General features: G+C 61.3%; 15 protein-coding genes. 13 read left to right on the forward strand and 2 right to left on the reverse strand.

Going from position 1 to position 13,394, the window contains the following annotated elements:
• Positions 1-70 precede the first annotated feature (70 nt).
• Positions 71-2,110, reverse strand: a complete 2,040-nt coding sequence (gene fusA, locus EAH75_RS10515; protein ID WP_140648573.1) for an elongation factor G — start codon at positions 2,108-2,110, stop codon at positions 71-73.
• A gap of 460 nt (positions 2,111-2,570) precedes the next feature.
• On the opposite strand from fusA, the gene EAH75_RS10520 reads away from it, so the two are divergent.
• Together EAH75_RS10520 and EAH75_RS10525 are read left to right on the forward strand one after the other, a co-directional pair.
• Positions 2,571-3,431, forward strand: a complete 861-nt coding sequence (locus EAH75_RS10520) for a hypothetical protein (RefSeq protein WP_140648574.1) — start codon at positions 2,571-2,573, stop codon at positions 3,429-3,431.
• A gap of 98 nt (positions 3,432-3,529) precedes the next feature.
• Positions 3,530-5,467 carry a hypothetical protein gene (locus EAH75_RS10525; protein WP_240046118.1) on the forward strand — a complete coding sequence of 646 codons (1,938 nt, stop codon included), beginning with the start codon at positions 3,530-3,532 and terminating at the stop codon, positions 5,465-5,467.
• 33 nt (positions 5,468-5,500) lie between these two features.
• Here the strand turns inward: EAH75_RS10525 and EAH75_RS10530 are convergent, their stop codons facing one another.
• A complete protein-coding gene (locus EAH75_RS10530; RefSeq protein WP_140805377.1) occupies positions 5,501-6,475 on the reverse strand; it encodes an integron integrase in 975 nt (324 codons plus the stop codon).
• 218 nt (positions 6,476-6,693) lie between these two features.
• Between EAH75_RS10530 and EAH75_RS10535 the strand changes: the two genes are divergently transcribed.
• The 11 genes from EAH75_RS10535 to EAH75_RS10590 all read left to right on the forward strand — a co-directional run.
• Positions 6,694-7,230 carry a hypothetical protein gene (locus EAH75_RS10535; protein ID WP_140805379.1) on the forward strand — a complete coding sequence of 179 codons (537 nt, stop codon included), beginning with the start codon at positions 6,694-6,696 and terminating at the stop codon, positions 7,228-7,230.
• A gap of 808 nt (positions 7,231-8,038) precedes the next feature.
• Positions 8,039-8,536, forward strand: a complete 498-nt coding sequence (locus EAH75_RS10545) for a hypothetical protein (protein ID WP_140805383.1) — start codon at positions 8,039-8,041, stop codon at positions 8,534-8,536.
• Positions 8,537-8,607: 71 nt separating this feature from the next.
• On the forward strand, positions 8,608-8,850 hold the full coding sequence (locus EAH75_RS10550; RefSeq protein ID WP_140805385.1) for a hypothetical protein: 243 nt from the start codon (positions 8,608-8,610) through the stop codon (positions 8,848-8,850).
• Between the two features lie 60 nt (positions 8,851-8,910).
• A complete protein-coding gene (locus EAH75_RS10555; RefSeq protein ID WP_140805387.1) occupies positions 8,911-9,252 on the forward strand; it encodes a hypothetical protein in 342 nt (113 codons plus the stop codon).
• A gap of 64 nt (positions 9,253-9,316) precedes the next feature.
• Entirely contained in the window at positions 9,317-9,697 is a 381-nt protein-coding gene (locus EAH75_RS10560) for a hypothetical protein (RefSeq protein WP_140805389.1), read from the forward strand.
• A gap of 320 nt (positions 9,698-10,017) precedes the next feature.
• Positions 10,018-10,386 carry a hypothetical protein gene (locus EAH75_RS10565; protein ID WP_140805391.1) on the forward strand — a complete coding sequence of 123 codons (369 nt, stop codon included), beginning with the start codon at positions 10,018-10,020 and terminating at the stop codon, positions 10,384-10,386.
• Positions 10,387-10,485: 99 nt separating this feature from the next.
• Entirely contained in the window at positions 10,486-10,920 is a 435-nt protein-coding gene (locus tag EAH75_RS10570) for a DUF6326 family protein (protein ID WP_140805393.1), read from the forward strand.
• Positions 10,921-10,993: 73 nt separating this feature from the next.
• Positions 10,994-11,380 (forward strand): Rap1a/Tai family immunity protein, encoded by a 387-nt coding sequence (locus tag EAH75_RS10575; protein WP_140805395.1) that lies wholly within the window; start codon positions 10,994-10,996, stop codon positions 11,378-11,380.
• Between the two features lie 311 nt (positions 11,381-11,691).
• Positions 11,692-11,964 (forward strand): hypothetical protein, encoded by a 273-nt coding sequence (locus EAH75_RS10580; protein ID WP_140805397.1) that lies wholly within the window; start codon positions 11,692-11,694, stop codon positions 11,962-11,964.
• A 311-nt stretch (positions 11,965-12,275) separates the two neighbouring features.
• The gene (locus EAH75_RS10585; RefSeq protein ID WP_140805399.1) at positions 12,276-13,061 is read left to right on the forward strand and encodes a DUF4062 domain-containing protein; all 786 of its coding nucleotides are present in this window, start codon (positions 12,276-12,278) and stop codon (positions 13,059-13,061) included.
• Positions 13,062-13,120: 59 nt separating this feature from the next.
• The coding region (locus EAH75_RS10590) for a DUF6869 domain-containing protein (RefSeq protein ID WP_140805401.1) at positions 13,121-13,394 on the forward strand (274 nt) is incomplete at its 3' end.

The raw sequence follows: 13,394 nt of genomic DNA on the forward strand, positions 1-13,394 counted from the left end.
GGGGAGAGGGGCTTTCGGCCGAGTTTCGATGTCGATTCGAATTCCCATTCCCGAACGCCGAAAACACCCCTCAATCCTCCTCCACGTGCGGCTTCCACGCCTCGCTGAGCTGCTTCTGCACGGTGGGTGGCACCGCTTCGTAGTGGCTGAGGTCGAGGCTGTAGCGGCCACGTCCACCGGTCATCGATTTCAGTTCGGTGGGGTAGTCGACCAGTTCGGCCAGCGGCGCTTGCGCCTTGATCACCAGCTCGCCGCCGCGCTGGGTGTCGGTGCCCAGGATGCGCGCGCGCTTGCCGGCGAGCCCGCCGGTGACGTCGCCGACATTGTGCTCGGGGATCGCCACCTCGACGTTGACGATCGGCTCCAGCACGATCGGTCGCGCCTTGCCGACGGCGTCGATGAACGCCTTCTTGCCGGCGCTGATGAAAGCGACCTCCTTCGAGTCGACCGGGTGGTACTTGCCGTCGTATACGGTCACCCGCAGATCCTGCAGCGGATAGCCGGCGATCGCGCCGTGTTCCATCGCCTGGCGCACGCCTTTCTCGATCGCCGGCAGGAACTGGCCGGGAATCACGCCGCCCTTCACCGCATCGACAAATTCGAAACCGGCGCCGCGCTCGAGCGGCTCGATGCGCAGAAACACTTCGCCGAACTGGCCGGCACCCCCGGTCTGCTTCTTGTGCTTGTGGTGGCCTTCGGCGTGGCCGGCGATGGTTTCGCGATAGGCGATTCGTGGCGGATGGGTTTCCACTTCGACCCCATAACGCTCGCGCATGCGTTCCAGCATGATCTTCAGATGCAGGTCGGACAATCCGCGCACCACCGTCTCGTTGAGCTCCTTGTGATGCTCGATGCGAAAGCACGGGTCCTCCTCGGCCAGCCGCGCCAGCGCGTTGGAGAGCTTCTGCTCCTGACCGGTGTGCTTCGGCTCCAGCGCGAGGCCGAACATCGGCAACGGAAACGCCAGCGGTGCCAGCGTGATCAGGTCCTCGTCGTGCGAATCGTGCAGCACCGCGTCGAAATGGATCTCCTCGATCTTGGCCACCGCGGCGATGTCGCCGGGTATCGCCGCCTCGATCTCCACATGGGTCTTGCCCTGCAGCCGGAACAGATGGCCGACCTTGAACGGCTTGCGTCCGTGGTCGACCAGCAGCTGGCTGTCGCGCCGGATCGTGCCCTGCCAGACGCGGAACACGCCGAGCTTGCCCACGAACGGATCGTTGACGATCTTGAACACGTCGGCAATCACGTGGGCCGCCGGATCGGCGCTGATCTGCAGCGGCGTGCCGTCGCCGCGCACGAACGGCGGCGGGTTGCCCTCGGCCGGATTCGGCAGCAGCCGTGTGGCGACATCCAGCAATTCATTGATGCCAGCACCGGTGCGGGCGCTGACGAAGCAGATCGGTACCAGGTGACCTTCGCGCAGACACTGCTCGAACGCATCGTGCAGCTGCTGCGGCGTGAGCGCGCCTTCGCCGGCATCGAGGTACTGGCCCATCACCGATTCGTTGATCTCGACCACCTGGTCGAGGATGCGCTGGTGCGCCTCGGCCAGCGAGGAAAAATCGGTGGCGCCTTCGCTGTGGAAGAAACAGTCCAGCACGCGCCTGCCGCGACCGACCGGCAGGTTCACCGGCAGGCATTCGCTGCCGAACTCCTCGCGCAGCGCGTCCACCAGCGCGGCAAGGTTGGCGCCGTCGAAGTCGATCTTGTTGATCACCAGCATGCGTGCCAGGCCGCGCTGCTTCGCGTGCATCATCATGCGTCGGGTGCCGTGTTCGATGCCGTTGATCGCATTGACCACGATCGCCACGGTTTCCACCGCGGCCAGTGCGGCCAGCGTGGGGCCGCGGAAATCGGCGTAGCCGGCGGTGTCGATCAGGTTGAAGTGGCAGTCGCCGCGATCCATGCCGGCGATGCAGTTGTCGATCGAATGCACGCGTGCCTTTTCCTGGCTGTCGGTGTCCGATACCGTGTTGCCGCGCTCGACCGTGCCTGGTGCCTGGATCACGCCGCCGGCCAGCAGCAGGGCTTCGAACAGCGTGGTCTTGCCGACACCGGCGTGTCCGGCGAGTGCGATGTTGCGGATGCTTTCCGTGGAATACGTCACGATGCGACCCTCCCATGCAGGGCGTGGCCTCGTGGCATGAACGGCGCCGCATGAGGCCGCGCATTGGCGGCTGACGATGGCGGGCCGTCATGGTCGTCTTGCACATGTGCAGGGCGTGCGTGCACCGGGCGATGGCGGTCATGGCGGAGAGACGGCGCGGTGCGCCGTTCGCCTAGACTTGAGCGAACCGCCGGTGCGGTCAAGTTGCACTGCGGGGAACCGCCGCGGTGCCCGCGTGGTCTGTGGTGGGCGCGAACCTGCGCCACATCCAGCGGACTCAATCAAGTCCGCTCGGTGCGGTGGGGTTCAAGCGCCATTCGGCATCCTGTCCGCAGTCACCCGCATCCCATGAGGCATTGCCATCGTCCGTTCGACGCAGGTTGCATATCGTCGCCAGCCACCGCCGGATCAGGATCAACCCGATGGCGGGCTGATCCCGCCGGAAGGTTCGGTGCGGGCGATGCTGCCGCAGCGGAGTGGCCGCGAACCGGGGCATGACCACCGGCAGCACTGGCTGGCGCTGGTGGTGGCCGTGTTGTTGCATGCGGTATTCGTGGTGGCGATCTGGTACGGCATGCGTCCGCCGCCGACAACCGCGCTGGCCCAGGCACAGCCCGACGAAGTGTTGCAGGTGCGCTTCATCGCCAGCACCCCGAACACCCTCGCCGAGCCACCGCCACTGCAGGCGCCACCGCCGCCATCGAAACCCCGCGTGTTGCCGCGGCGACCGGAGCCGGTGGCAAAAAACGCGATGACCTTGCAGTTGCCGACGCCCAGGCCGGCCGCCGCGGCGCACCTGTATGACGAGCACGGCCAGCCGCTGCTGCCGGCCGCTGCCACCAGTGCGCCCGAGCCCGGCTATGTGCAACACCTGCCGCAAGGCGATGCGCGTGTCATGCAGCACACCGATCCGATCAAGTACAAGGCGACGCGCTTCGAGCAGTACTTTCCACCGCCGGGTGAAACGGCCGGTGGCGCGGCGGTTCGGCATGTGGTCGATGCCGTGGTGAAGTCGCAGGACGTGGACCTGCCCGGTGGCGTGCATCTGAAATGCATGACGGTGCTGGGCATTCCGACCCCGAATTGCATCAATCCGCCCGCGCCGCCGTCAGCCAAGGACGGCGACGAACGTCTCAGCATGGCGCCAGCCAGTCCGCTGGACGGCGCGGCGCATGCGCCAAAAAAGCCCGCCGAGGAGGCATGCGTCGCCATGTATCGTGCCGGCAAGCCGCTGGTGTGGGGGTGCCCGGTGGATACCCCGAACCGTGCGGTTGATGCGGAGTTGCGTGATCGCGCCGCAGGTGCCGCCCGCGCTCACTGAGTGTCATGCGGAACCACGGCTGCGCCCGTTACACTGGCCGCATGCCCTTGCCGCCCCCGGATCAACCTGCCGGCCGTTCCGCCAATCCTGCGCGGATCATGCTGAACTCGCCGCTGGCAGCGGCCAGCCGGGCGCGGGTCTATCACCAGCGCACCCGGCAGCGCCCGCGCGAAAGCGGCCTGCGCGTACTCGCCGCGGTGGGTGCGTTGGTGGTGCATCTGTTGTTCCTGTTCGCTTTCGTGCTCGGCCCGGCGTACGAGCTGAAATTGCCGCCGGAGTCGGCCCAGCAGTTTCTGCAGGTACGCCTGATCGAGCCACCCGAACCGCCACCGCCGCCGCCCGTGCGCGGCACGCCACCGAAAGAACGCGGGCCGCGCCACCAGGGTCGCAGCAGTCGGCCCTTACCGAGCAGCGAGCGCAGTGCCTTTACGCAGGCTGTGGCGGTGGTGCAACCGGTGCCGGCCACGGCGCCACCGGCGATCGCCAAGGCGACAAAGCCACGCGCGCCGGCGCCGAAACCCGTGGCAGCGCCACCGCCGCCGGTGAGCCTGCCGCAACCGGCACCGGCGCCGGAGCTGCAACCCATCCCACTGGCGGGCGAGCCGCCGTCGGTGACGCTGCCGACGCCCGCGTTGCAACCACCGGTGCCGCCGAAGTTCCAGCCCGAGTCGGTACGCAAGCCGCAACTGGAAGGTACCCAGCCACTGCCGCCTCCGGCCTCGCTGGCGCTGCCGGAAGTATCGGCACCGTCGTCACCGCCCATCACCGTTTCCAGCATTGCGTTGAATGCCGAGGTGCCCAAATCCAGCTCGCCCGCCAGCGTAACGCCGGCCCGTGCGCAGCTGCCTGCCGCGCCGCCCGTGCCCGAAATGCAGCCGATCCCGCTGCCGGCCCAGCCATCGCCCAGTGTGAACCTGCAGGCGCAACTGAGCGTGCCGGCGCCGACCGTGCCCACGGAAAAGCCGCAGGTGCAGGCACCGAGCATTGAAGTAGCCGAGGCCGAACTCGAAGCGGTGCCGCTGACCCCGGCAGCACCGGCGCAGGCGGCGATGGCAGCGCCAGCGGTGAAGATCGACGTTGCGGACACGGCGCCGAAGACAGCCGTCCAGCCGTCCATCGAGCGGCCGCAACTGAGCGCCCCGCCGACTGTCTCGACAGCGGCTGCCGCAACTGCCAGCAAGCCAGCACAGGCGCCGTCAGCCGACACCACGGAGCAACCCTCGGCGCACGAGATCACCCCGAGCCCGGGCGAAGTCAACAGCGGTCGCGATGTCAGCAGCGCGCCCAATGCAACACCGCAAGGCAGCGACACGGCCGTCCCTGGCGAGCCTGACGGCGCGACTGCCGCGCCGGAAAATGCCGGCAGCAACACCGCCGCGGTACAGCCGACAGCAGGGAAGGGCAGCGACAAGGGCCGCAGCGGCAAGCAGCAGGGCATCGGTCAGCCCGGTGGCAACCGGCCCGGTGCCGACCAGGGCAGTCTCGCCCCGGGCGCGCTGCAGGGGCAGGTCGGCAGTTACGTGCAGCTGAAGCCGCGCGGCGATACCGAAGTCATGAGCCACGGCACGCCGAACATCGGCTACCGGTCGACCCGCTTCGAACAGGACTGGGCACCCGAAGGCGAGAGTTCGATCGACACCGCACTGCGCCATGCCGTGGAAAAGACCACCGTGAAGCACACCTTCCATCTGCCGCGCGGCGTGCGTGTCGAATGTGCGGTGATGCCGCTGCTGCCGATGTCGCTGCTCGGCTGCAAGAATCCCGACCCGCCGCCGAAGCCGGTCGACGCGAAGGTCTACGAACGCATGCATCTCGCGCCCGCCAACCCGCTGGCACCACCGGCGCCGGCAGTCAGCAGTGCGGCGCCGGCACCCATGGTCAAGTTCGACAACAGCGCAGAATGCGCGGCGGCCCGGGTCGCCGGCAGCCCACCGCCGCCCGGTTGCGAGGGCATCGTGCTGCCAGTCAAGCCGGCGGGCAGGCCCGCGTCTTCATCCAGCTCGTCGTGGGTACCGGCCAGCGATCAGTTCCATTGAGTTGTGCGGACGTCGCCGCTGCGCAGCTTGCCCTCAGCCTCGGTCCAGCGGACTCAGTACACCGTGGCCACCGCGATTGAGTACATGCGTATAGATCTGGGTGGTAGCGACATCCTTGTGGCCGAGCAGTTCCTGGACCGTGCGGATGTCATATCCGGATTCCAGCAGGTGCGTGGCGAACGAGTGGCGCAGCGTGTGCGCACTCACCAGCTTGGCGATATCGGCGGCGCGGCACGCCTTCTTCAAGGCACGCGAGAGTATGGCGTCGTCAAAATGATGCCGACGCTCGATATCTTCGCGTGGATCACGGGAACGATGCGTAGCGGGAAACACGTACTGCCAGCCGATCTCCCGCGGGGCATTCGGATACTTGCGTGCCAGCGCGTGCGGCAGCCATGTCGCGCCAAATCCCTCGTTTAGATCAACCTCGTGCAGCAGACGGGCACGTTCGATCTCGCGCAGCAACGGTTCGGCCAGCGATCGCGGCAGCATGGTGCGGCGGTCCTTGCCACCCTTGCCGTCGCGGATGGTGATTTCATTGCGTGCGAAATCCACGTCCTTGATCCGCAGCCGCAGCGCTTCCATCAGGCGCATGCCGGTGCCGTACAGCAGGCTCGCCAGTAGCCAGGGTCGACCGTCCATCCTGGCCAGCACGCGCGTGATCTCGTCACGCGAAAGCACAGTCGGCACATGCTGCGACCGCTTGGCCCGCACCACCCCTTCCATCCATGGCAGGTCGATACCCAGCACCTGCTTGTACAGGAACAGCAGTGCCGCCAACGCCTGGTTTTGCGTCGTCGCCGCCACCTTGCCCTCAACCGCCAAATGCGACAGAAACCCCTCGACCTCGGCTTCGCCCATATCGCGCGGATGCCGCTTGCCATTGGCCAGGATGAAGCGGCGGATCCAGCCGACATAGACCGTCTCGGTACGCATGCTGTAATGCTTCAGCCGCAACACCCGCCGCACTTCGTCCATCAACCGCGGCGCGGCCGAACCACCGACCATACGGTTTATTCCTGCGCTTCCGGGGCCATAAGACATAGCGCTTCGCTCCACTCAATATGCAAAGGTCATCCTCGCCCCTTCTCACGGCACCCACCATGCGGCAAACCCTTGTCAGTCCGTGAGATTTGTCCGCTTGACGAAGAGCGTCCTAGAGCTGAACATCCAATGCATATGGCCCAATGTGGGGTCTAATAAGCGTTAGATGTCATTGGTGAGAAATGCGCGAAATTGAAGGAATCGAAGAAGCGATCGAGATTTTGCGCCCCCACTGGGCCGCGATCGAAGACGACTTCAACCGTGAGAACGAGCGTTTCAAAGCGCTATTCGCACGCGATCACGACACCCTTGGGCGTGTACTCAAGTGTCACCTAATCGTCGAGCACTATCTTGGTCGGTTTCTAGCGGCACACTTCAATCTCAATAACATCAGTAGTGCAAAGCTTTCGTTCTTCCAAAAAGCTACGCTTCTTCCCGACTCCGCTGAATCGGCCGCTTTCGTAAAGCCCGGTATTTTGCGGCTCAACGCCATACGAAATCAGTTCGGCCATACTTTAGAGCCGGTAGTTGGCGGCGCCGATCTTGGTCCCATGCAGGCCGTCCTTGATCTTGCGAGACCCGGCGTCGTGTTTCCAAATACCATTGACGCAATTGAGGCGTTTACAACAGTAGCGTGTACATGGCTTATTGTTCCTCCTCAGGGCCTTCAGCAGGTGTTTGTAGATGCCTTTGCCAAAGTCCGCGTCCATGCAATCTAACATTTCGTTCGAGGCGGGCTGGCTACGCCGCCGCTCAACTCCAGCGTTAGACCCAGTGCCGATTCGAGCCGTAAATGATCCACAAGTAATTGCCGCTTGGGCACAAGCGACATCGACGTATCGCAAGCGATACAAACTTGTGCAGCCCTCTATAGGCTTGGCAGCGCTGGCCTGTATAGCTGCCGGCGTCTATCTGCAAAACATCTATGTTGTTGCCCTGTTCCTTGCTTTCTTTCTTGCCCTCATGATCGCTCGTGCCGCAGAGAGAGTCAGCCTGGTCTGTCCCCACTGCTCCCAAACTCCGGTCAGTCCATTCGAGCGGGCATCGCCCCTCGACATCGACTATTGTCCACACTGCTTCTATTGGCTTAAGTCTCCGTGGTAGGCCTCCGCAAGGGGTCTAACTACTCGTTCAAGGCGGACGGCTTCGCCGCCGCATAACTCAAGCGTTAGGCCGCACACAGGGATATTCGCAACATGGAAAAGTCGCAAGCTGACGCGGTCGCTCGGGCCATCCTAGAGCCGGACCTTCGCGCTCAAGAAGAGCTCCGGAGCAAGCGGGCCATAGAGTCCGCGCAACTTGCTCGCAAACGGCGAGTCGCTTGGCTCGCTCTCGTCGGCGCCGGCATCGGGGCTGCAGTCGCTTACGTCAGCGGCGCCCAATTTTCCACCGGCGTTATTTGGGGTGGCTTGGCCGGCTCTGCGGTTGGCTGGTTCATCACTCGGTGGGCTGCGGCCTAACTATTCGTTCAAGGCGGACGGCTACGCCGCCGCTTAACTCCAGCGTTAGATCAACAAGGGGAGACTGATGGCGGCTGCGCTTTGGGGATTTATCGGCACACTTGTTGGCGCGCTTGCAAGTATTGGCGCTACGTGGCTTTCAAATCGGCAAGCGTCTTCGCTTCAAGCATCGGCATCAATGCTTGCCAGGATCGAAGCACGTCGAGTGTTTCAACGCGATACGCTCTTAGAGCTCCAAGAGGCGGTCCTTGATCTGATGCGACTTATCGCACAAGGCGACTCTGAAGATCGCGCAGCACATCGAAAGACCGGCGTTTGGGGCAAACAATTACTCACACCAGAGGTCAACGAAGGTCAGCGCCTTGCCAACCGACGCCTGACAGTCTTGGTCCAGCGCGTAGCAGACGATGCGCTACGATCTGAGCTCAAAACATTTCACAGTGCCCTGTCAAAAATTACCCTTGCTTCTTCAGCAGAAGAGTCAGAACACGCTTTTAAAACCTTGTCAGGTCATCTTACGCAAGTTATGGAGCATCTAGGCGCTGAGCTACGTGCCCAATACTGAGGAGTGTTTGTCTAACAGTTCATTCGAGGCGGACGGCTACGCCGCCGCTCAATTCCAGCGTTAGACCGCCAATGACCTATCAGGCAAAGAAAAAAGCATTCGCGGCCTTGTCGGTTCTTATGGTTCTGGCTGCGATTTACTCTGCTCTCGGCATCTTGCAAGCTGCCAGCCTCTTCACTGGCGAGCGCGCTCTGCGTAACTTCAACTTTTGGGGCATGCTCATGTGTGTTGCACTCGCATGTTCCGTACTTTTTGGCTTTCTCGCCTTCCGGGCAAGCAGGCTGGCCAAGGTAGGCAGCCGCGAGGCTGTCTAACATTTCGTTCAAGGCGGACGGCTTCGCCGCCGCTTAACTCAAGCGTTAGACGGTATCGAAATGACGGATCGTGAACTCCTGCGAGAACAATGGCGTGCTGTAGCTGAAGCGCTCAAGATTGAATTCATCGGATCTTTCTGCATCGATCTTGAGCGCGGGCAACAACATGAATTCGCGTGCTTGCTACCTCAGTTCGGTGGCGGGCGCGGGATGCTCATAGATATCAAATATGTACCCGATGCTTTCTCTGCCGCCATCAATGCGGGGTTCGCCTGTTCATCGATGCTTGCAGAGACGCATAACCTGGCAATTGACCCTGCGGACTATATTGATTGTCTTGTTGATTGGACCTGGTCCGTTCAAGACCAAGCGCCGCCTGGGTGGTACGCAAGTGCCGTCTAACATTTCGTTCAAGGCGGACGGCTTCGCCGCCGCTTAACTCAAGCGTTAGACACAGGGGAATAACGTGCGTCACTTAACCAAATTGCTCTTAGCTTCCGTCGCCATCTGCGCCTTCGCTGTCTCGGCCGAGGAAGTGACGGTCACAAAAGAACTTCAGGCCGCAATGCAAGATATAGCCGTCCATTCCAAGGTTGTGACTGTGGATGGTTCGGGAGTCAATCCTGGCAACTTTAAGCAAGACTCCGATTCTGCAACTCTCCAAATTGTCATGTTGGCCAAGCCTTCCGACGGGGCTGCTCAAGTTTCCAGTGATGGCGAGGTAATCTTTCTACAAAAGGACACTTCGGAGAAGGAGCAGCAGTCGCTGTTTGCAACAGCCTTCTACCTCAAAGCAAAAGCTCGCGAGGCCGCTTCACAACCCGCTGGCGTACACAGTTCACCGTAGGCGTCTAACATTTCGTTCAAGGCGGACGGCTGCGCCGCCGCTTAACTCCAGCGTTAGTCGGTAGCTCGTGTTGGTTCTTCGTGTGGTGTGTTTTGCCCAGCTTCGCGCTGGCTTGTCGTCCGTCGCCGCAGCAGCTTTTCGCGCGGCATCGCCACAAGCCTGGGCATTCAGAGCTGGTTTTTTTGGGGCAGTCGGTTGCTCATGCATTGCGTTCGTCGGCAAGTTGTTGTCGCCCGAGCATGCTGTGTCGCAACCGTCTAACATCTCGTTCAAGGCGGACGGCTTCGCCGCCGCTTAACTCAAGCGTTAGACCTCACAACATGACTCTTCTGCGCGTGCTGATCTCGATCTTTGTTCCTCTCGTCGTCAGCGCTTGCGCTGGCCCGAGGTTGGCCGCAACCGTCACAAAGCCGGCAGTTCCGCAATCGGCAGCCGAGTGCGCCGCGCGAGGCGGCAACTGGACAACGCTCGGTATTCCATATCCTGGCAAGCCAAAAGTCTGCGACCTCAAGGCCACTGACTCCGGCAAGGTCTGCTCAGACTCCAGCGAGTGCCAAGGTTCGTGTGTTGCACCTGACAGCATTGCCAGCGGCGCTAAAGCAATCGGCATCTGCTCGGCGTACGTGTCCAATTTCGGCAACGTCAAACTAGTCGAGCATGGCAAAGTTGTGTTGCTCAACGTAGAGTGAGGTCTAACCCGTCATCCAAGCGGACGGCTCCGCCGCCGCTTAATTCCAGCGTTAGGACTCACACCGAAAATATTCGCTACCAGAAGGGAAAAGCACTGCATGGCCGCGTCCCCACTTGTTGATGTAACGGTACCCGTTCGAGCCAAACTATCCGCGCTTTGGGCAGCATTGATGTTCTGCTACATCTACGGCGACTACTTCGGCCTCTACGTGCCGGGCAAACTTAGCGGCATGATCGATGGCGACGGTCCAATTGGGCATGTGAGCCAGAGCACACTCATCATTACGTCCATCTTGCTCGCCGTTCCCGGCCTCATGGTGTTTCTCTCGCTCGTTTTGCCGGCAACCATCTGCCGCTGGGGCAACATCGTGCTTGGCGCGTTCTACATTGCTGTCATGGCGCTCACCATGCCTGGCGCATGGAGCTTCTACATATTGCTGGGCGTCGTAGAAATCGCAGTTGGGCTGCTCACGGTTTGGTATGCGTGGAGCTGGCCTCGCCAAGGCGGCACACATACCGCAGGTGAGTCCTAACATTTCGTTCAAGGCGGACGGCTACGCCGCCGCTTAACTCCAGCGTTATACCGCGCAAGCACAGGGAAGAATCATGCAAAAGCTAGCCTGTTCGCTGCTATTCCTGCTTGCTGCAGTTGCGGCTGCACAGAGCTCCCCGGCGAGGGCCAAGGAGATGACGGCCGGCGATCTTCAACAGATCTGTAGTAGTGCAAACCGTGACGTCGATGCGCCATGTAGGTTCTACATCATGGGCATTGTTCAGGGCATCAATATCGGGCTGGGCATGGCAGACGGCAAAGTCGCGTCGGGGAGGCCGTGCATTCCCGACGATGTGCAGGATTCAAAGTTTGAAATGCTCGTAAAGGCAAAGCTGGGTGCAGACTTAATGGTCAACCCCGGAGATAAAGAGCTGCCTGCTTCTAGTCTCGTAGGCGCCGTCATTGCCACGACTTTCCCGTGCAACAAAGCTCGGCAATAGGGTGGGCGCGGTATAACATTTCGTTCGAGGCGGACGGCTCCGCCGCCGCTCAACTCAAGCGTTAGGCCATTGCTTGCTGTGCTGTTCGCAAGTTTGGTTTTCGTCAGGCAGCACGTTGACGTGAGATGCTTCGCTTCGGCAAGCTGCCTTTGGGGTTTGCGGCAAGTCATCAGGTTTCAGAGTGTGGGGGTTTCGGCTCGTTGTTCTTGCACGGCATGGTGCAGTTGGTCATGGCATGCTCGGGCCGCAAAGTCCTAACCAGTCATTCAAGCGGACGGCTGCGCCGCCGCTTAATTCCAGCGTTAGATCCCATGACCAACACTGTCGAATGCCATGCACACGGAGAGCAAGACGAAACCTTCGTTTGCCAACATCTTGTCGACACCCTCCACACGGGCGAGAAGGTCGGGTTCTTTTGGTCGGGTGGCCCGCGCGGTGATGCTTGGTGCTCCACGTGTGAGGAGGTTCGCGTTCGCGAGGGTGGTTCGACCGGCGATTGGAACGAGCGTTCCGAGGCGTTTGCAGGCATCAAACTTCTGTGCGGCGCGTGCTATGACCGGTTGCGTGCGCAGCATGGCATCTAACATTTCATTCGAGGCGGACGGCTTCGCCGCCGCTCAATTCCAGCGTTAGTCGGTAGCTCGTGTGGGTTCTTCGTGTGGTGTGTTTCGCCCAGCTTCGCGCTGGCTTGTCGTCCGTCGCCGCAGCAACTTTTCGCGCAGCGCCGTCGCAAGCCTGAGCTTTCAGAGCTGGCAGTTTTTGGGGTAGTCGGTTGCTCAAGCTTCGTGTTCGTTGTGCGCCAACATCGTCGCCCAAGCATGCTGCGTCGCAACCGTCTAACTCCTCGTCCAAGCGGACGGCTGCGCCGCCGCTTAACTCAGGCGTTAGACATCACATGCCAGTAACAGTATTCCTTGGATCTACGTTTGCTGACTTGGCGCAGCATCGCGCTTTGGTCCGCGACGCAATCACTAGGTTGGAACAGAACTCAAAAGCCATGGAGTTTTTTGGTGCATTGCCTGACACACCAAAAGATGAGTGTCTCCGTCTGGTTCGAGCCGCCAACGCGTACGTTGGGGTCTTCGGAATGCGATACGGCCACGTTGACGAAGCGTCAGGGAAATCGCTAACCCAGCTTGAATATGAGGAGGCGCAAGCAGTTCACCTTCCGAGCCTCATTTACGTGATGGACGAGGAGACTCATTCGGTTTTACCAAAGCATGTAGATACTGGTGATTCTGCGACGAATTTGCGGGAGCTTAAGCGTCAACTCAAAGAGCGTCACGTCGTAAATTTCTTCTCATCTCCGGAAGACCTTGCATCTCGTGTGACCCAAGATCTAGTCCGCCTTGTTGGTGCAATGGCGGCTGCACCGACGGCACAGGTTCTCTCCCAGATTGCGGTCAACTCCGTTGGTCGGCATCCGCTAACCTCAGCACGTTTCGAATTCCTAAGGTCAAAAGTGGCACACTTGTTCCCCGCTCAAGTGCCCGACGCGATTTTTCGAGAGGCATTGGAGTTGGTCATTGGTGGCGACAGAATGGCGGCTTCGTTCGTTCTGAGCCGGGGTACCCCTATGCCACTTGACGAAGCAATTGACGGACTAATGGGCTTCGACAAGGTCTTAGCAGACATCCTCAGCCGCCATCAAGATAACCAAGCGACTTCGGGTGAGGTCTAACAGTTCGTTCGAGGCGGACGGCTACGCCGCCGCTCAACTCCAGCGTTAGGCAGCACAGCATGGACTCGCGAACAATCGAAGACTGGGCAAGCGCGTACATCGCGCTGCAGCAGGATGGCGGCCGGGCACTGGATGGCCATCCATTGTTTTGGGCTGCCGAGCGTTTTATGTTTCCGGGCGATACGGCAAGCGCAGAAGATTGCTGGGCAACAATTCTGGAAATTCTCGCTCGCAACCCACCGGAGCCAATTCTTGCTGTACTTGCGGCGGGGCCGCTTGAGGACCTCATTCACTACGTCGGGCCCGAGTTCATCGACCGCATAGAGTTACAGG

The sequence above is a fragment of the Rhodanobacter glycinis genome (assembly GCF_006438785.1).
GTDB lineage: Bacteria > Pseudomonadota > Gammaproteobacteria > Xanthomonadales > Rhodanobacteraceae > Rhodanobacter > Rhodanobacter glycinis_A.